The 18465-nt window shown below is 68.9% G+C and carries 17 protein-coding genes; 15 read left to right on the top strand and 2 right to left on the bottom strand.

Going from position 1 to position 18465, the window contains the following annotated elements:
• From VE326_14330 to VE326_14285, 10 genes are all read left to right on the top strand, one after another.
• The coding region (locus VE326_14330; GenBank protein ID HYJ34383.1) for a hypothetical protein at positions 1–181 on the top strand (181 nt) is incomplete at its 5' end.
• 168 nt (positions 182–349) lie between these two features.
• Positions 350–1363, top strand: a complete 1014-nt coding sequence (locus VE326_14325; protein HYJ34382.1) for an ABC transporter ATP-binding protein — start codon at positions 350–352, stop codon at positions 1361–1363.
• Entirely contained in the window at positions 1360–2127 is a 768-nt protein-coding gene (locus VE326_14320; GenBank protein ID HYJ34381.1) for a hypothetical protein, read from the top strand. The genes VE326_14325 and VE326_14320 overlap by 4 nt, the downstream gene beginning before the upstream one ends.
• Complete coding sequence (locus VE326_14315) at positions 2124–2801, top strand: hypothetical protein (protein ID HYJ34380.1); 678 nt, start codon at positions 2124–2126, stop codon at positions 2799–2801. The genes VE326_14320 and VE326_14315 overlap by 4 nt, the downstream gene beginning before the upstream one ends.
• On the top strand, positions 2798–3571 hold the full coding sequence (locus VE326_14310) for a prepilin peptidase (protein ID HYJ34379.1): 774 nt from the start codon (positions 2798–2800) through the stop codon (positions 3569–3571). The genes VE326_14315 and VE326_14310 overlap by 4 nt, the downstream gene beginning before the upstream one ends.
• Before the next feature lie 197 nt (positions 3572–3768).
• Entirely contained in the window at positions 3769–4269 is a 501-nt protein-coding gene (locus VE326_14305; protein HYJ34378.1) for a GspH/FimT family pseudopilin, read from the top strand.
• Positions 4266–4643 carry a hypothetical protein gene (locus VE326_14300; GenBank protein ID HYJ34377.1) on the top strand — a complete coding sequence of 126 codons (378 nt, stop codon included), beginning with the start codon at positions 4266–4268 and terminating at the stop codon, positions 4641–4643. Before VE326_14305 ends, VE326_14300 begins: the two co-directional genes overlap by 4 nt.
• 33 nt (positions 4644–4676) lie before the next feature.
• Entirely contained in the window at positions 4677–6908 is a 2232-nt protein-coding gene (locus VE326_14295; GenBank protein ID HYJ34376.1) for an FG-GAP-like repeat-containing protein, read from the top strand.
• Entirely contained in the window at positions 6905–8221 is a 1317-nt protein-coding gene (locus tag VE326_14290) for a pilus assembly PilX N-terminal domain-containing protein (GenBank protein ID HYJ34375.1), read from the top strand. Before VE326_14295 ends, VE326_14290 begins: the two co-directional genes overlap by 4 nt.
• A 32-nt stretch (positions 8222–8253) precedes the next feature.
• The gene (locus VE326_14285; protein ID HYJ34374.1) at positions 8254–9609 is read left to right on the top strand and encodes a PilX N-terminal domain-containing pilus assembly protein; all 1356 of its coding nucleotides are present in this window, start codon (positions 8254–8256) and stop codon (positions 9607–9609) included.
• A 28-nt stretch (positions 9610–9637) separates the two neighbouring features.
• Here the strand turns inward: VE326_14285 and VE326_14280 are convergent, their stop codons facing one another.
• Complete coding sequence (locus VE326_14280) at positions 9638–11758, bottom strand: hypothetical protein (protein ID HYJ34373.1); 2121 nt, start codon at positions 11756–11758, stop codon at positions 9638–9640.
• Entirely contained in the window at positions 11755–13410 is a 1656-nt protein-coding gene (locus VE326_14275) for a DUF2723 domain-containing protein (protein ID HYJ34372.1), read from the bottom strand. Before VE326_14275 ends, VE326_14280 begins: the two co-directional genes overlap by 4 nt.
• A 301-nt stretch (positions 13411–13711) precedes the next feature.
• On the opposite strand from VE326_14275, the gene pilM reads away from it, so the two are divergent.
• The 5 genes from pilM to pilQ are packed head-to-tail and all read left to right on the top strand — an operon-like array spanning position 13712 to position 18395.
• The gene (gene pilM / locus VE326_14270; GenBank protein HYJ34371.1) at positions 13712–14740 is read left to right on the top strand and encodes a type IV pilus assembly protein PilM; all 1029 of its coding nucleotides are present in this window, start codon (positions 13712–13714) and stop codon (positions 14738–14740) included.
• 10 nt (positions 14741–14750) lie between these two features.
• Positions 14751–15302, top strand: a complete 552-nt coding sequence (locus VE326_14265; GenBank protein HYJ34370.1) for a PilN domain-containing protein — start codon at positions 14751–14753, stop codon at positions 15300–15302.
• Between the two features lie 19 nt (positions 15303–15321).
• Positions 15322–15933 (top strand): type 4a pilus biogenesis protein PilO, encoded by a 612-nt coding sequence (pilO, locus tag VE326_14260; protein ID HYJ34369.1) that lies wholly within the window; start codon positions 15322–15324, stop codon positions 15931–15933.
• The gene (locus VE326_14255; GenBank protein HYJ34368.1) at positions 15899–16750 is read left to right on the top strand and encodes a hypothetical protein; all 852 of its coding nucleotides are present in this window, start codon (positions 15899–15901) and stop codon (positions 16748–16750) included. The genes pilO and VE326_14255 overlap by 35 nt, the downstream gene beginning before the upstream one ends.
• Positions 16734–18395, top strand: coding sequence for a type IV pilus secretin PilQ (pilQ, locus tag VE326_14250; GenBank protein HYJ34367.1), 1662 nt, complete (start codon positions 16734–16736; stop codon positions 18393–18395). The genes VE326_14255 and pilQ overlap by 17 nt, the downstream gene beginning before the upstream one ends.
• Positions 18396–18465 lie beyond the last annotated feature (70 nt).

The following is an 18465-nucleotide window of genomic DNA, read 5'->3' as shown; positions in this document are numbered from 1 at the left end:
GGCGAACATGCCGGGCGGCAACTACCCGGTGAATCCGTTCTCGGGCGCGCGTGACGCGTGGACGTGGGTCGCTCCGGCGGCCTCGGGCATCATCGGCACGAGCGTCGTCTCGACGACCGGCTACACGATCCAGGGCTTCGGCAAGACCGCGATTCTCCCGCTGACGCTGACCAACGGCTAATCGGCGGACGAACATGGGGCGGCAGATTCGGTTCCGACCGGTCTGCCGCCCTTCCTCATTTCCATGGTAGAGGGGCCGCGCGGCGTCACGGCGCGGCGCGGACGGGCATGGCACCGATCTTGCCGTCCTCGGGGTGGCACCACAAGCAATCCACAGGAGATCCATCCGATGGCAGCGAGCGAAACGGGCGCGCGGGCGCGCGTGGAGACCGGGGCGACCCTTCCCGGACTGCACGCCGTGGAGACCCTGGCGCCGCTCTCGATCGAGGGGCTGCACAAGGTCTATCGCGACCCCATGACGCTGCGCCCCTTCGCGGCGGTGAACGGCATCTCGCTCACCCTCGAGCGGGGCGAGATCTTCGGCCTCCTCGGCCCCAACGGCGCGGGGAAGACGAGCACGATCAAGATTCTCCTCGGCCTCTCGCGACCGACCTCGGGCGTCGTCCGGATCGAAGGACGCGATCCCCGCGATCCCGAGGCGCGCCGCCGCCTGGGCTACCTGCCCGAGAATCCCTGCTTCTACGACCACCTCACCGCGACCGAGTACCTGGACCTGGCGGGTTCCCTCTTCGGCATGCCGCGCGGAGAGCGCCGCGCCCGCGGGTCTGAGCTGCTCGAGCGGCTGGGGCTGGGCCGGCACGCCTCAAAGCCGCTCCGGACCTTCTCCAAGGGGATGACGCAGCGGCTGGGGCTGGCCCAGGCGCTCTTGAACCGGCCCTCGCTCCTCGTCCTGGACGAGCCGATGTCGGGGCTCGATCCGGTCGGGCGCGCCGAGGTGAAGCGGCTCCTGCGCGACGAGCGCGGCCGCGGCGCCACGGTGCTCCTCTCGAGCCATGTTCTCGCCGAGACGGAGGCGCTCTGCGACCGCGTGGGGATCCTCGCCTCGGGGCGGCTCCTCGAGACGGGCTCGGTGCCGGGGCTCCTCGCCGGAGGCGTTCGGGAGTGGGAGATCGCCGCGGACCGGATTCCGGAACGGGTCGAGGTGACGCTGCGCGCCGCCGGGCACCGGGCCGAGCGGGTGGGCTCGCGATGGGTCGTGCGCGTCGCCGACGCGGCCGCCCTCCAGGAGGTCCTCCGGACCCTGCTCGCGCACGACGTGACGGTGCACGCCGTGGAGCCGCGCCGTCCCACCCTGGAGGAACACTTCATGGCCGTCCTGGGCCGTGCGGAGGCCTCGCGATGAACCGGGTCGCCGCGATCGCCACGAACACCCTGCGCGAGGTCGCGCGGGAGCGGGTCTTCCTCGTGCTCGTCCTCTTCGGGCTGGGCCTGGCCGGGGTCTCCCTCGTGCTCGCGCCGCTCGCCCTGGGCGAGGGGAGCAAGGTGGTGCTCGACTTCGGCCTCGCCGGCGCCTCGGCGCTCGCCACGCTCGTCGTGATCGTGCTGGGCTCGAGCCTCCTCCACAAGGAGCTCGACCGCCGGACGATCTACGCCGTCATGGCCAAGCCGATCCGCCGCTCCGAATTCCTCGCCGGCAAGTACGCCGGTCTCTGGATCGGCGCCGCGGCGCTGCTCGCGGCGATGACCGCGCTCACCGCGGCACTCCTCGTTCTGTCGGGCGGCGTCTTTCCGTGGACGGTCGGCGGGGCGTTCCTCCTGTCGCTGGCCGAGCTCGTGATCGTGACCGGGGTCGTCGTCTTCTTCTCCTCGTTCACGACGCCGCTGCTCACGGCCTTCTTCACCGCGGCGACGCTCCTCGCGGGGCACTTCGCCGAGGACCTCCTCTACTTCGGAACGCACGGCGCCTCGCGCCTCCTCGCGGTCCTGACCCAGGGCGCCTACTGGATGCTGCCGCACCTGGAGGTGTTCAACGCCCGGGGGCTCGTCGTGCACGGCGTCGGGGTCGGGCAGGACCGGCTCCTGTTCGCGGCGGCGTACGCGGCCCTCTACGGCGGGGCGCTCCTCGCCGCCGCGGCCGCGGTGTTCGAACGGCGGGACTTCAAGTGACCGGCGGCGTGCCGGGCCGCCTGCGGGCGGCGCTCCCCTTTGCGGCGGCGGCCGCGCTGCTGGCCGGGTCGGCGCTCCTCTACGCCTCGTCGTGGGGACGCATCGGGCCGGCGCCCGGGGAAGAGCTGCTTTATTTCCCCTCGGGCGTCTTCGTGAAGCAGGCCTCGCTCGGGTACGAGACGGCGGCGGCCGACGCGGCGTGGCTGCGCGCGATCCAGTACTACGGCGAGCACCGCCTGACCGACCAGAAGTTCCAGCGCATCGACCACGTGATGGCCGTCGTGACCGACCTGGATCCGGCGTTCGAGTCGGCCTACGTCTTCGGAGCCTTCGTCCTGGCGCAGGAGCTGCGCCGCCCGGAGGAGGGCCTGGCGCTCCTCATGAAGGGACGGCGCGCCAACCCCGAGTCGTGGCGGCTGGCCTTCGAGACCGGCTTCCTCCACTACGTCTGCCGCCACGACTACGCCGCCGCCTCGAGCTGCTTCGTGCAGGCGGCGCGGCTCCCCGGCCACCCCGACTACGTCGAGCGCTTCGCGGCGTTCGCCACGCAGCGCTCGGGGAACAAGGACCTCGCGGCGCTCCTCTGGAGGCGCGTGCTCGCGACCGGGAACCGCTACATGCAGGAGGTGGCGCGACGCGAGCTCGCCCGCCTCGAGGCGCCGGAGGCCCTGTGACCGCGCACACGCTCTTCTCGTCCGCTGCCTTCCTGCTGGGACTGGTGTTCGGATCCTTCCTGAACGTCGTCATCGCGCGCCTTCCGCGCGGCCAGTCGATCGTTTCGCCGCCGTCGTCGTGTCCCCGCTGCAAGGCGCGGATCCGGCCCTGGGACAACATCCCCGTCCTATCGTTCCTCCTTCTTCGGGGCCGGTGCCGTTCCTGCCGGAAGCCGATCTCCTGGCGCTACCCGGCGGTGGAGCTCACGGCGGGGATTCTTCTCGGGCAGCTGGCGCAGCGCGCGGAGCATCCGGCCGTGCTCGTCGCCCAGGCGGTGTTCGTTCTCGCCCTCGTCGCGGTCGCGTGGATCGACTTCGACACGCGCACGATTCCCGACGCCGTGACCATTCCGGGCGTCGGGGTCGGCCTGGCCGCGAGCCTCTTCGGCCCGCCGGGCCTGACCTCCGCCCTGATCGGCGCCGCGGCGGGAGGCTTGAGCCTCTGGCTCGTGGGCGCGGTCTATGAGCGCGCGACCGGGGTGCCCGGCATGGGCGGGGGCGACGTGAAGCTCGCGGCGATGATGGGCGCCTTCCTGGGGGCGGGCGGCGTGTTCGGCGCCATCTTCCTCGCCTCCTTCGCGGGATCGCTGTTCGGGGTGCTCCTGATCGCGCGCGGAAAGGGCGACAAGCGAAGCGCCATACCGTTCGGAACGTTCCTCGCTCCCTCGGCGGTGGCGCTGCTCCTCTATGGAGACGCGCTGTTCCGCTGGTATCGCTCGCTCCTCCCCTGAGACGCGTGCGGATTGCACGGGATGCGCGCCCTGAGGCGCCGCGCGCTCCTGGCTCGATCGCGCCAGCGACGGGGCAAATCAGCCGGATCGAGCCTCGAAGCGCCAGCCAGACGACGGCCGGAACGCGGTTTGAGCGCTGGCATGGTCGTTGCGTTCTTGAGCACCGGCACGACACGCATTCCAAGGAGGAACGGACGATGAAAGGCGGCCTTGCGGCCCCTGCCGCGCGCGACGCCGGCGCCGGCTTCACGCTGGTCGAGCTGGCGATCGTGCTCGTGATCTTCGGCATCGTGTCGGCGATCGCGATTCCAGGCATCAACAAGTTCCTGCGCTCCGTGGAGATGAACGGCGAAGTGCAGCAGTTCGCGACCACGATGCGCGTGGTGCGGCAGCGCGCGATCACGGAGAACAACAACTACGTCCTCTACTGGGACGCGACGGATCGGAAGCTCAAATGGTGGGACGACGACAACAACAACGGGGTCCAGGACGGTCCCGAGAAGTTCGGAGAGACGTCGGCCATGGCGAACTGGATCACGGTGACCAATTCCTCCACCAATCCGTTCCCGTCGGACACGGTCCTGTTCGTGCCCAACGGGAGCGCCAGCGTTTCGGGGAGCGTCATCTACTCGAATCCCGAGGGGTACACCCGGTCCCTCTCCGTCGTTCGGCCCACCGGGATGGTGACGGTCCAGTGAGCTGCCGCCCCGTCCGCGCCGGCGCCGCGCCAGGCTTCAGCTTGATCGAGGTGCTCTTCGCGCTGACCTTCCTGGCGGTCGGTATCCTCGCGGTCGCGTCGATGATCCCGGCCGGGACGAAGGGCGTCACCCAGAGCCGCGTCATCACGAGCTCGCTCATGGCGGCCCAGATCAAGATGGAGCAGCTTCGCGGCACGCCATACCAGAGTCTCACGTCCGGAACTTTCACGGACACGACCTCCGTCTTTACGCGGACCTGGGTCGTGACGGACTCCATCCCCATGGCGGGATGCAAGCGCATCCAGGTCACGTCGGGCTGGATCAACAGCCAGGGCGCTCAGAGCACGGTCCTGACCAGCTACGTGACCCGTTGACCGGGCAGGGAGCCCCGCACCCGAGGTGATACCGTGAACCAGAAACGAGATCAGGCGGACGCTGGCTTCACCCTCGTCGAGATCACGATCGCCGTGCTGCTGTTCGCGCTGGTGATGGGATCGATCTATCAGGTCTATGTCCGCGGCGAGCGCTCCCAGCAGGTCGGGCTCGAGCTGGCGGAGGCGAACCAGAACGCGCGCAGCGGCGTGGATCTGATCGCGCGCGAGCTGCGCTCGGCCGGGTACGGGATCAATCCCGCCGTGCAGCCGTCGATCGTGGTGGGCTCCCAGTACCGGGTCACCTTCGCGCTCGACGTGAACGGCAACCGGCAGATCGACGTGGGCGAGGTGATCACCTACTTCCTGGATCCCAGCTCGAGCGATCCGCTCGTGGCGTCCAGCCCGAACCCCTACGACTTCGTGCTCCGCCGCAAGGTGGGCACCGTCGCCGATTCGCTGGCCACGCCGGTCTCGGGCCAGGGTGAGATCGTGGCCTACGGACTGACCCAGCGCTCCGCCGACAACATCACGGCGAAGAACGTTCCGCTCTTCTCGTACCGCGATAACGCCAACACCGCGCTCGAGCTCAAGGCGGGCACCGGCAACGACGCGGCGGGAGTCTTCTACGGGAAGACCGTCGCCAATGCCGACCTGGGCATCCCGGCCGGACCCGGCACCTCGAGCGCGGTGAAGACCGTGCTCGTGAACATGGTGACGGAGACGAAGCAGAAGAACGTCCAGACGGGCGGGTACGACCGCGTGAGCATCGGGACCTCCGTCGAGCCGCGAAACTTCCCGTTCCTCGCGCAGGCGAACCAGGCCTATGCGCCGGCCAACACCGGCGGCACGGGCGGCACCGGCGGCACCGGCTACGGAAGCGGGACGGGCTCGGGCAGCGGCTCCGGCTCGGGTAGCGGCAGCGGAAGCGGCACCGGCACGGGGACCGGAACGGGCACGGGTCTTCCGCCCAGCCAGCCGCCGATCCACATCCCGACCGACCGCGTGCTCTCGCTGGCGCTGGCCGATCTGGACGAATACGACCGGCTCGAGGGCTCGGCGACCACCCAGAACGATCAGCACGACCTGGACATCATCGTCGGAACCCGCGCGAGCGGGACGGCGAACATCCGCGTGTGGTGGAACGGACAGCCGGGACGCTATACCGGCAACGTCTACTACCAGGCCACGGAGAGCTACCTGGGCAATGCCAGCTACGACATCCAGGCGCTCGCCGCCGCCGACCTCGACGGCTCGGGGAACAACACCCGGGACGTGGTCTCCGGCGTGCTCACCGGCACGAACGTGGGGCGCTTCCAGGTGTGGCTGAACCAGTGCTTCGGCCAGACCGGACAGGTTCGCGGACGCGTGGGGACGACGTCGAGCCCGGTCACGCCGAACTCGCAGTTCTACGACAACCCGGGCACGGGCGAGGTGAAGGGTCTCGCGCTGGGCGATCTCAACAGCGATGGACAGATCGACGTCGTGATCGGGACCAAGACGGGCACCAACCTGGGCAAGGTCGAGGTCTGGTGGGGCGCCGGAGACGGCACGTTCACGCACAGCGCGTCGCTCGACGTCTACACGGCGAGCGGGGAAGTGCGAAGCCTCTCGATCCGCGACATGAATCTGGACGGCTATCCCGACATCGTGGCGGGCACCAAGACGAACACCGCCGACACGCAGGGGAACGTCGACATCTATTACAACAACGCCCTCTCGATCGTCCGCTTCACGACCGTCTATACCGTGGCCGTCGGCGGCGCCGTGTACGCGATCACGACGAACCGCATGGACGCGGACTCGTATCCCGACGTCGTGACGGCCGTGAAGAACGGCGTGAACACGGGCAAGATCGAGTTCTGGCACAACAACGGCACGATGGCCGGCGCGCTCACGCGCCAGGACGAGCAGGCGACGCCCGGACCCGCGCTGTCCCTGGCGGTGGGCCGGCTGGACTGGGGCAACGTGAGCAACGACATCGTGGTTGGCACCGCCGGGGCGGGTGGAGGCACGCCTCCCGCCATCCAGGCCTTCTTCTGCGACGCCAGCGCCGCCGGCGGAGCCGTCATCCCCAACGTGTACTCGTGGGCCGACGCCAACGCGGGCGGAGCGGTGAACGCGCTCGCGATCGGCAAGCTGGAGTGCTCGCAGGACTACCCGGACACCGATCCTCTGGCCGACATCGTCGCCGGCACCGCGACCAGCACGAGCACCGGCGACCTGGTCATCTACCTGAACCCCTATGCGTCCACGGTGCTTCCGTGACGGAGAAGGAGACCCTCGTGCTCGATCCGATCCAGGGAGGAACGGTCGCGCCCCGCTCCGAGTCGGGGAACGCGCTGGTCATCGCGCTCCTCGTGCTCATGGTCCTGACTTCGGCGGGCGTCGCCTTCGTGGCGGTGACCAAGTCGGAGAAGCAGATCGCGGGGAACACGATGACGGCGAGCCAGGCGATGTACGCCGCGGAAGCCGGAATCGCCGAGGGACTCCATCGGATGGCCTTTCCGGCCGAATCGCTCAACTACATCGGTCCGTCGACGTTGCCCTATCCCGGATGGGGCAAGTACATCGTGCTCACGAACGGGGCCAGCCTGCTCGACCCGAACCGCGCGGCGCTCGCGTCGGACGGATTGGACAACGACGGCGACGGCTTCGTGGATGAGTCGGGCGAGGCCTACCCCGAGGTGCTGACCAAGCAGGCCGTGAACGCGAACGCCCTGGTCTATCCCTACGTGCGCGTGGAGTACAAGCTGCAGGGGAACCAGCTCGTGCGCTTCGGCGACGGCGATGACGACCCGACGACGCCGCCGGTCGAGAACCTCATGAACGGCGCCCCGGTGCTCCGGATCACGGCCGCCGGGCGCCGCGGCAACGCGGCGAAGACCCTCGAGGCCGAGGCGGTGCGCTTTCCGATCATTTCGGCCAAGGGACCGCTGTGGGCGGGCGGTCACATGAATTTCAATGGCAACGCGTTCCTGATCGACGGCCACGATCACTACGCCGCCCCGCCGAACGACACGATCCCCGGCGCGGCGCCGGCCCCCGCGGTGCTCACCGAGGGGCCCACGAGCGACGCGACGCTGACGGCGAACCAGCAGGACAACGTGAGCGGCGAGGGCGGGGACAACAGCGTGGAGCACTCGCCCTACACCTACGATTTCAACCAGATCTGGACCCAGCTCTCCGGGATGGCCGACTACTCGCTCACCGGTCCGCTCACGTTCGGATCGAGCTCACCGTCGTACGGCTCGTATTCCAATCCTAAGGTGACCGTCGTGAACGGGAACCTGGCGATCAACGGAACCTGGACGGGCGGCGGCATCCTCATGGTGAACGGCAATCTCGCGATGGGCGGCGGGTGCCAGTTCAAGGGCATCGTGGTCTGCAGCGGTGATCTGACCATGACCGGCGGCGGCCCCGCCGACGTGGCTCGCATCATCGGTGCGGTGATCTATCAGGGGACGCTGGTCAATGCGTCCAGCTTCAGCGGCTCGGGGCGCATCTGGTACTCCAGTGAAGCCATCAATGCGGCGCTCAACGTGAACCGATACACGCTCGCCTGGTGGCGCGAGCGCTAGGCCAGGGACGGCGGACGGAAGGGGATCGGACCATGAACGGCATCGTCGCGTCGAAACGGGGTCTCCCGAATCCGGAGGCCGGCAACACGCTGATCATCGCGCTGCTCGTGCTGTTCCTCCTGACGTCGCTCGGCGTCTCGTACGTCGCCGTGACCAAGGGAGACAAGCAGGTGGCGGGAAACCAGCTCACGTCGACGCAGGCGTTCTCGAACGCCGAGGCGGGGATCTCGGAGGTCCTGGCGCGGATGTCGAATCCCAACGTGACGCCGCCGAACATCTACCTGGGCACGGCAGGCGCTCCTTGGGGTACGGAAGGCCCCGGGAATTACCACCCCGGCTGGGGCCGGTACGTGATCACCGATCCTGGGAACTCGGGACTCGACCCGCAGTACAACACCACGGCCGCCGACGGGCTCGACAACAACAACAATGCGTCCGTGGACGAAGCCAGCGAGCACTACCCGGAGGTCGGGTCGCGCCAGAACAGTGTCGTGGGTCTTTCGGTCTCCGACCGGCTCGACTATCCGTGGGTCAAGGTCCGCTACAAGCTGAACGGCGCGAACCAGATCGTCCTGTTCGGCGACCATGACAACAATCCGACCACGCCGCCGCAGGAGAACCTGGTGCGCGGCATTCCCAAGCTCATCGTCACGAGCGCGGGACGCCGGGGGACCGGACAGAAGATCGTGACCGTGGAAGCGGTGAAGTGGCCGCTGCCGCCGGTGCCGGGCTCGGTATATACCGAGGGGCAGATGACCTTCAACGGCAACGCGTTCTACATCGACGGACACGACCACAACTACACGGCGCCCTACGACACCGTGGGCGGCGCCGCGCCCCTTCCCGGCATCTCGACGCCCAACGATCCGAATGCGATCTCCTCGCAGCTGAACGGCCAGCAGGACGACAACGTCGAAGGCTCCGGGACCGATCCGAGCGTTCAGTCCTCGGGCGTGAACCTGGATCTTCCGGCCATGGCGGCCGAGTGGAGCTCGATGGCGGACATCACGCTGAGCGGCAATCAGACCAATCCGAACACCACGGGATGGGGCTCGGCGACGACCTCACCCCCGACGCTGAAGATCGTGCACGTCGCGGGCGACCTCCACATCTCGGGCAATGCCAGCGGCGCGGGCGTGCTGGTGATCGACGGCGATTTCACGCTGAGCGGTACGTTCAACTGGAACGGCGTGGTGCTTTGCCTGCAGGACGTTTCGGTGACGGGCGGCGGTACGGCCAAGCAGATCGTGGGCGCGCTCATGGTTCAGGGGTCGGTGAACAACGACTCGAACCTGAACGGTAACATCAAGCTTCTCTACTCCAGCGCGATGATCAGCCAGCTGAACGCGCTCACCCGCTACGAAGTCTCGTCCTGGATCGACCAGTAGCCCGGGCCGGCCCCAGTCCAAGCACCGGCTACTGAGCCAGCCAGATGTGGAACGGAGCGAGGTTGCCGGCCTCGCTCCCCGGCGCCGCCCCCGGGGCGGCGCCTTCGCGTTCCAGGGCGAATTCGGGGCGCGGGCGCGCGAGCAGACGGCCCGGGATCGAAAAGGCCGGCTCGACCCACGTCGTGTCCGTCCGCGCGATCGACCATTCCCCCGCATCCTTCCCGTCCACCCGCACCCGCACGCGGCTCGGATACCATGCGTCGGTGCGCAGGATCAGCGTGAGGTCGCGGCCGGGCTCGACCGAGGCGCGGAACCGCTGCGAGCCGTAGACGATCCGTCCGCCGTCGGCCACCGGGCGCGTCGGGCGGTCGGCGAACGCGTACAGACGCAGCACGTCTTTCGCTTCGGGATCGGCCGTCCATTCGTGGCGGCGCTCGTCCTCCAGCCAGGCCAGGTCGAGGGAATCGACGATGCGCTTTCCCGCGAGCGTGGAATCGGAATCGAGCGGCCGGTCGGTCGCGGCCGCGTCCATCCACGAGGCGGGGTAGACCATCATGTCCGGCCCGCCGCAGATGGTGTTGAAGCCGAGGTGGGCGCGAAAGGCCTCCGGCCCGAGGATGCCGCTCTCCCGCCAGTAGGGAAACCACCCCGGGTAGATCGCGAAGTAGGTCGGAAGCCGCGCGGGAGGCTCCCGCCGCACGTGCTCGAACAGGCACCCCAGCCCCGAGCGGTAGACGCGCGCGTAACCGGCCGAGGTCAGCCCGATGAGGTCCACCGTGTGGCGCCGGCCGTAGTAGGCGATCGCGCCCGCGTCGTTCAACCCCACGATCGCGTTGCGCGGCAGGCTTCGATCGACCCACCGGCCGATCGCCACCTGCTGATGGAGGATGTTCTCGCAGTTGTGGCCGTAGAACTCGATCACGCGCGCCTGCTCGGGGAGGAGGCGCGGCGCCCAGACGACCAGCGGCGCGATCGCGAGGAGCGCCGCCGCCGGAGCGCCGGCGGCCCGAGGCAGTCGGTCCCACGCGAGCGTGGCGAGCCGGCCCCATCCGGCCGCCGCCAGGAGCAGGAAGAGCGGGTAGACCCCCTGCAGGTAACGATAGAGGTGGACGTACCAGTAGACGGGAAGGGACTGGATCACGATGCCCGCGGCGAGCAGGGGAAGGAGGGCCCACCCCGAGGTCCATGGGCGGCGGCGCGGAGCGAACGCGAGAATCAGGAAGAGGGCGACCCCGATTCCGTTCACCAGCGCGAGCGCGACGGGAAGGCGCACGCCCTCGTCGAGCTGCATCATGCCCAGGTAGACCGTCCCGATCGAGAGCCAGACCTTCGGCGTGCCTCGCAGGTACTCCAGGCGCGTCTCGCGGTAGGGTTCCGCCAGGATCGACTTCGCCTGCGCGCTCGTTCCCTCGAACGTCCCGGAGATGAGGAGCGTGATGAGGAAGGGCAGCGCGGCGGCGGCGAAGGGGAGGACAGCGCTCCAGCCGAGCCTCGCCCCTCCGTCCGGCCCGCGACGCGACGCGCGGATCCGGTCGGCGATCATGAGGAGCCCGAAGACGCCCGCGAGCACGGCGCCCTCCGGCCGCGCGACGGCGAGCGCGAAGAGCCACCAGCGGAGCGAAGGAAACCGCGCCGCCTCCCGCTCCCTGAGGTAGGCGAGGAACGAGGCGAGGAGGACGGTCCCGTAGAGCGCGATCTCCATCCCGCTCAGGTAGCCCCAGAGGAGGAAGGGGCTCATGACGAAGAGCAGCACCGCGAGCGCGCCGCCCGCGGCGCCGCCCAGGCGCGCGCCGATCCTCGCGAGGAGCATCGAGCTCAGCACGTAGCCCACGATCCCCAGGGCCAGCGCCCACGCGATGCAGAGGGCCGCGTCCAGGCGCATGAGGTGCGGCGGCGCCAGGAGGATCGGCCAGAGGAGGCTCGTGGCCCCCGTGGTCGGCGCGTTTCCCGGCGTATAGACGAAGGGATGCCCCTCGGCGATCGCGCGCGCGTACTGGAGGTAGATGAAGCTGTCGTCGAGCGGGAGGCAGATCTCGCCGCCGGTGATCGCGCGCTCCGATCGGAGGATCCGCCCCACGTGAAAGGCGGCGACCCCGACGAGAAGAAGGGCGAGGAGCGCTCGGCCGGCGCGCGGGGAGAGGCGGCTCATCGCGTCACGGGCCGCGCCGCCGCGGGCGCGCGCCGCGAGGTGGAGTCGGGCGGCGCGTCGCTCGAATCCGCACCGGCCGCGAGGGCCACCTTGTAGAGCGGGTCCGGCGGATAGCCGGCCGGCTCGAGCGTGAAGATGGGGAGAAGCGCCGGATCGCGGCGCACCAGGTAGACCGGCCGCTTCCGGACGTTCCGGGCGATCAGGCGATTCATCATCGCGTCCATCGTCCCGGGATAGGGCGGGACGGCGAGCGACGGGTAGACGCGCGCCAGGTGGCGCTGATACCAGGGCCAGACGAGCAGGTACTTGTAGACGACCGCGAGCTCGGGATGGCTCTTCCGGAACTCGGTCGCCTTGTAGAACCAGAGCGCGAAGGTGCGCCCGTCGTATTCGCTCACGATGAGCGCATTCGGCTCGACCGCCTCGAGGTTGCGATGGGCCCACACCCAGGGGCGCACGTCGCCCGATGCGTCCACGGCGGCGTAGTTATGAACCGCCGTGAAGAGAACGATCGAGACCAGTGCAAGGCCGGCGACCCGGCGGAACAGCGGCGAGCCCGGCACATGGCCCGCGGCCAGGGTCCACCCCGCGCCCGCCAGTGCGCAGGTGACGTAGAACACCGGCATCCAGTAGCCCACGTCGTCCGGGATCGAATAGACCGAGAGGAGCGCCAGCGACGCGGCCCCGGTGGCCAGAACCGGCCACAACCCCCGGCCTCGGGCCCAGACGGCCACCGCCAGCCCGGCCGCCAGCGCCGGCAGCGCCCATCCGAAGTCCAGGAGCCAGCGCCCGGGAACCAGGTGCCCGGCGATCGCGGCCGGACCCCGGCCAAAGAAGTGGTTGCGGTACTGCGCGCCGCTCAGCACCCACCAGAGCCGCTCCGGCGTGTTCGGCGCTCCCCAGGAGAACTCGGGGACGCGCAGCGCCCGGATCGGCAGGTAGAGCACCAGGGTGGCCCCCCAGACGAAGAGAAGAAACGAAAGAACGATCTCCAAGGCGCCGATGCTCCGGCGTGAGGCGAGTCGGACCGCGACGACGAACACCGCGGCCCCCGCCGCCAGCAGCAGCAGGTGGTTCGTGAGCCCCAGGCCGAGCAGGAACGCGGCGAGCGCGAGATGGCGGACGCTGCCGGTGCGCGCCGCCCGCGCCGCGGCCCAGAGGATCGCGCCGAGGAACGCCGCGTTCAGCGTGTACACCTCGGCCAGGACGCTCTGGCTCCAGGCGCCGCGCGAAAAGGCGTAGGCGAGCGCGGCGGCGACCGCCGCGATCAGCGCGCGAAGGTGCGCGCCGGAGCGCGGATCGGCGCGGGGATCGTCGCGAGGGTCCGAGGCCCCGCGCTCGGGAGGCGGGGACGCCAGCTCGAGCACGAGGAGCGCCAGGAAGAAGACGCTCGCCGCGCCCGCGAGCGCGGCGATGAGGTTCACGCGGAAGGCGGTTGCGCCGAAGGGAATCAGCGACGCGACGCGCCCGAGCAGAACGAAGAGCGGATAGCCGGTCGGATGCGCGATGCCCAGGGTGACGGCCGCGGCGAGGAGATCGCCGGAGTCCTCGCCCTGGTTCACCCACGCGACGGTGGGCGACAGGGTCTGGATGTAGACCCAGAGCGCCAGAAGGGCGGCGACCCATGCGGCGCCGAGGGCGGTCCGGGGCATGCGGCGCAACGTAACAGACGCTTCGCCGGCGGGTCAAACGCGCGGGTTCGGCGCCGGATGAAGTCGGGCCGCCTCGCGATTCGGCCGAACAAAGAGTCTCCGGACGTGCGGTTTGCACGGTGCGGCGGGGGACTCGATGCAGAGCGCGGCGCACCAGGCAGGGCCGCGTAAACGATTCGCTTCTAATAGCTTACATTGCGGGTGCGGGACGTCGTGGCATGGAAGTTGCTCGATAGCAGCCACGGCTCTTCCCGCAGTCGGGTGCGGGACCGCCACATCCCACCACATCGCGGAGCACGACATGTTCGGCAGGAAGAAGAGCACGGTGGGTCTCGACATCGGATCGAGCTCGATCAAGGTGGCCGAGATCGTGCAGGACCGCGGCGGCGACCGCCTGGTGAACTACGGCATTTCCGAGCCGCTCAGCGAAGCGATCGTGGATGGCGAGATCATGGATCGCCAGATGGTGCACGAGGCGATCACCAACCTCATCGAATCCCGCCAGATCAGGAACAAGAACGTCGTGACCGCGGTCTCCGGCCGCGCCGTCATCGTGAAGAAGATCCTGATGGACCGTCTGAGCGAGGAGGACGCCAAGGAGGCGATCCAGTGGGAGGCGGAGCAGCACGTCCCCTACGACATCAACGACGTCTCGCTCGACTTCCAGATCATCAATCCCAACGTCGACCAGAAGAAGATGCAGGTGCTGCTGGTCGCCGCCAAGAAGGACATGATCGCGAACCACGCCGAGATCATCAAGGAGGCCGGTCTCACCCCCTCCATCATCGACGTGGACTCCTTCGCCATCCAGAACGCCATCGAGGCCAACTACGAGCTCCACGCCGACGAGACCGTCGCGCTGATCAACATCGGGGCCGAGATCACCAACCTGAACATCGTGCGGAACCAGACGCCCCACTTCACGAAGGACCTCTCGGTGGGGGCGAACTCCTTCGTCGAGGGCATCCAGCGCAAGTACAACGTGAGCCAGGCGGAGGCGCTGAGCGCGCTCCGCGGCCGCGGGGAGGGCACGATCGACGTCGCGTCCATCGTGCAGGCGACCTGCGAGGATCTCTCGGTCCAGATCGACCGCGCCGTCGCCTATCTCCGCTCCGCCGGCGACGCGGAACGCGTCGATCGGATCCTGATCTCGGGCGGGAGCGCCCGGGTGCCGGGCCTCGCCGAGTTCTTGAACTCGCGGCATCAGGTCCCGGTGGAGATCGTGAATCCGCTCCAGCGGCTGCTCGTGGATCCCGGTCTCTTCGACGGCGACTCGCCCGACGGCGTGGGCCCCGTGCTCACCGTGGCGATCGGCCTCGCGCTGCGATAGGGGGACGCTCATGATCCGCATCAATCTGCTGCCCAAGGACGAGCGACAGGTCCGGCGGAGCTTTCAGTTCCCGAAGGTGGGCGCCGTCATGCCGGTGCTCGTCCTGCTCCTCGTCGCCGCGCTCTTCACTGCGTTCTCCGTCGTGCAGGCGATGCAGGTGAGCCGGCTCAAGTCGGACATCGCCCGCGCCACCGCCGAGGCCGACAAGCTCCGTCCGCAGCTCCAGATGATCTCGGAGCTGACGACGAAGCGCGAGGAGCTGACGCGCCGCCTGAACGTCATCACCGAGCTGGACAAGACGCGGCTCTGGCGCGTCCGGCTCGTGGACGAGCTGTCGAAATGCGTCCCCGACCACCTCTGGCTGACGACCTACGAGGAGACGGGGCCCAACACGGTGCAGATCGAGGGGGTGACCTTCTCGAACCTGCTCGTGGCCGACTTCATGTCGCGCATGGAGGCGTCGCCCCTCTACGGGAACGTCGACCTGGTCGTGGCCGAGAAGGGCACGATCGACCAGCGCAGCGTGGTGAAGTTCAAGATCACGGCGTCGATGACGCTGTAGGCCCGCGAGGAGCGACGCGATGGCATTGGACCTGAAAGATCCGAAAACGCAGAAGATGCTCCTGGTGGGGCTGGGCACCGCCGCGCTCGTCTATCTGTACGTGTTCGCGGACTTCGTCCCGTTCAACTACAAGGCCCGCTCGCGCGAGATCGGGACGCTCAAGGCCGAGTACACGCAGAAGGCCAACGAGCTGTCCAAGGCGCAGCAGCTGGTCAACCGCCTGCCCGAGCTGAAGAAGGAGTTCGCGCTCCTGAACCAGCGGTGGGCGATCGCGCAGGAGCTCCTGCCGAGCCAGAAGGAAGTCGCGAGCCTTCTCCGGAAGGTCACGCTCGCCGGGCAGGAGGCGGGGATCAAGTTCGTGCTCTTCAAGCCGGGCGAGCCCCAGAAGCAGACCTACTTCACCGAGAACCCGGTGCAGGTCACGGTGACCGGCGGCTTCCATCACGCCGGCACGTTCTTCAGCGAGATCGCCGAGCTTTCCCGGCTCGTGAACGTTTCGCAGCTCAAGCTCCATGGATTCGACAAGGGCGACGTCGACGACACCGTTCAGGCCGATTTCATCGCGACCGCCTACACGTTGGCCGAGGGGACTCCTCATGAACCTGCCAAGCCTGGCGCTGCCACGAAGTAAGTTCTTCCAGAGCCGACTGGGAATTCTGGTCCTGGCTCTGGTCGCCGTCCTCCTGGGCGGCGCGGCCTTCTTCGCGTTGCGCCCGTTGGCTCCGCCGACGCTGCCGACGCCGGCGACGTCGCCCGCGGCCCAGACGCCGGTCCGCGCCGTGCCGGTGCGTCCGGCTCCCGCGCCGCCGAAGGTCGTCGAAGTGGCGCCGGACACGTACGGACCGTTGACGCCCGGCCTGACGTGGCACGTGACGAGCCCCGCGGCCACCGCGGCGGCGGCGGCTTCGGCCGCGGCGCCTCCCCCGGTGGGGAGCGCGGCGGCCGCGAATCCGGCCGCGACGGCCGCGACCACGACGGCGGGCGCGGCCACGGGCGCGACCGCGCTTCCCGCTCCGGCCGTTCCGGCGGTGCCGGGCGCTCCGGGCGCCGTGGCGGTCGGCGCGCCGGCGATCGAAACGCCGAAGTCGCTCGACGCGAGCGTGCTCTTCCAGCGCGAGCAGTACACCTACACGGGCGACGGACGCCGGGATCCGTTCCAGTCGCTGCTCGACGGCAAGTTCCAGGGCACCGGCGACGGCGCTCTCGTCGACGTGGGGGACATCCACCTGGTGGGGATCATGTGGGGCGCGGCGGACAAGTTCGCGCTCGTCGAGGACAGCCGCGGGCGGGGCTACGTGCTCCGCGTCGGCGACCCGGTCGTGAACGGATATATCTCGGGAATCTCGAAGACGGAGCTGCAGATCGTCCAGAACGCCTTCGGGGAATCCCAGTCGATGTCGATCAAACTGCAACCGAAAGAGGGTGACCAGAATGCGACTCGAAACTAGCGGTTCCGCGGGTCGCCGGAAGAGCGCGTGGGCTGCGCTCACGGCGCTTCTTCTCCTGGGCGCCGTCCCGGTGTTCGGGACCACGATCAAGAGCATCTCGCTCAAGGACGGAGCCGAGGGCACGCAGGTCGTCGTGGAAGCGGACGCGCCGGTGAACTACCACGACTTCACCCTCGAGTCGCCCGACCGGATCGTCCTCGACTGCCCGGGCACCACGCTCGCCTTCACGGAGCGCACGTGGGCCGGCCGCGACAACACGCCCGTCAAGAACGTCCGCGCGACCGAGATGGGCTGGGGCCAGGAGACCGGCACCCGCGTCGTGATCGACCTGGCGACTCCCTCGTCCTACGGGGTGAGCCAGCTCGGGAACAATCTCGTCCTCGCCGTGGAGCGTCCGGCTCAGGAGCCGGTCATCACCGGCGGCGACTACGACGGCGATGCCCCCGACCGCACGGAGGCCACCGGCCGCCGGATGTCGCTCGACGTGCAGGGCGCCGACGTGAACACGGTCCTCCGCAGCCTCTCCGAGTTCAGCGGCAAGAACATCGTCGCGAGCAAGGAAGTGAAGGGGCAGGTGACGATGCGGCTCCGGAACGTGCCGTGGCGCCACGCGCTCGACATCCTGCTGCGCGCCCAGGGGCTGGGCATGGTGGAGAAGGGGCAGACGATCGTGGTGTCGAATCTCGAGACGCTCCGCAAGGAGGAGATGGATCGCCGCACGGCCGAGCGGGCCCAGGAGGAACTCCTGCCGCTCGAGACGCGCATCCTCCCGATCAGCTATGCCAACTCGGACGAGATGGCGAAGGCGGTCGAGAAGACGCTGACCAAGCGCGGGCACATCGAGGTGGACAAGCGGACCAACGCGCTCCTCGTGACCGACATCACCGAGCGGCTGGACCAGTGCGAGGGGATGGTGCGCAGCCTGGACACGCGGACGCCGCAGGTGGAGATCGTGGCCCGGCTCGTGGACGTGGACGTCTCCGCGACGCGCGACCTGGGGGTGAAGTGGGGCCTCCACAACGTCGATCTGGGCGACGCCGGCGTCTCCGAGAACTTCGACGTGAACGCCAACGACGTGACCGCCCCCGCGGGCGTGATGAGAGTCGGCACGGTCAAGGGGTTCGGCTCGATCGACGCGACGCTCCAGGCGCTGGAGACGCAGAACAAGGCGAACATCATCTCGAACCCGCGCATCACGACGGTGAACAATCGCGAGGCCTCGGTCGTCGTCGGTAAGCAGATCCCGCTCATCGTGCAGGACTTCGCGGGCAACGCCGTGACGCAGATGACCACCATCGGCATCAAGCTGAACGTGACGCCGCACATCAACGTCGGGAACAAGATCACGATGGACGTCCATCCCGAGGTCTCCGACCTGGCGGCGCAGGCGACCGTGCAGGGCGGGATCATCATCAACACGACGATGGCCGACACCCGCGTGATGGTGAACGACGGCGAGACGGCGGTGATCGGCGGGCTCATCCGCTCCAACGAGAGCTCGACCAAGCGGGGCATCCCGATCCTGATGGACATCCCGCTCATCGGGAACCTGTTCCGCTCGTCGTCCACGACGAACGCCAAGCGCGAGCTCCTGATCTTCGTGACGCCCAAGATCCTGGGCGACCAGACCGCTTCGACCAAGTAGCCGATCCGCGCCTCTTCCGCGCGCGGCGGGACGCCGGTATACTGCGGGGCCTTCCTCGGAAGGCCCCGTT

Source organism: Candidatus Binatia bacterium, assembly GCA_035631035.1.
In the GTDB taxonomy this organism is placed as follows: Bacteria; Eisenbacteria; RBG-16-71-46; order SZUA-252; family SZUA-252; genus DASQJL01.
Note: the sequence above shows the minus strand (reverse complement) of the source record. Positions and strands in the feature narration are given on the sequence as shown.

Bases quoted from the DNA above. Each gene is read 5' to 3' on its own strand.
- VE326_14275 (HYJ34372.1), bottom strand. From the start codon at position 13,410: ATGCCCCGGACCGCCCTCGGCGCCGCATGGGTCGCCGCCCTTCTGGCG.
- VE326_14320 (HYJ34381.1), top strand. From the start codon at position 1,360: ATGAACCGGGTCGCCGCGATCGCCACGAACACCCTGCGCGAGGTCGCG.
- VE326_14285 (HYJ34374.1), top strand. From the start codon at position 8,254: ATGAACGGCATCGTCGCGTCGAAACGGGGTCTCCCGAATCCGGAGGCC.
- pilO (HYJ34369.1), top strand. From the start codon at position 15,322: ATGGCATTGGACCTGAAAGATCCGAAAACGCAGAAGATGCTCCTGGTG.
- pilM (HYJ34371.1), top strand. From the start codon at position 13,712: ATGTTCGGCAGGAAGAAGAGCACGGTGGGTCTCGACATCGGATCGAGC.
- VE326_14255 (HYJ34368.1), top strand. From the start codon at position 15,899: ATGAACCTGCCAAGCCTGGCGCTGCCACGAAGTAAGTTCTTCCAGAGC.
- VE326_14305 (HYJ34378.1), top strand. From the start codon at position 3,769: ATGAAAGGCGGCCTTGCGGCCCCTGCCGCGCGCGACGCCGGCGCCGGC.
- VE326_14265 (HYJ34370.1), top strand. From the start codon at position 14,751: ATGATCCGCATCAATCTGCTGCCCAAGGACGAGCGACAGGTCCGGCGG.
- VE326_14280 (HYJ34373.1), bottom strand. From the start codon at position 11,758: ATGAGCCGCCTCTCCCCGCGCGCCGGCCGAGCGCTCCTCGCCCTTCTT.
- VE326_14325 (HYJ34382.1), top strand. From the start codon at position 350: ATGGCAGCGAGCGAAACGGGCGCGCGGGCGCGCGTGGAGACCGGGGCG.
- pilQ (HYJ34367.1), top strand. From the start codon at position 16,734: ATGCGACTCGAAACTAGCGGTTCCGCGGGTCGCCGGAAGAGCGCGTGG.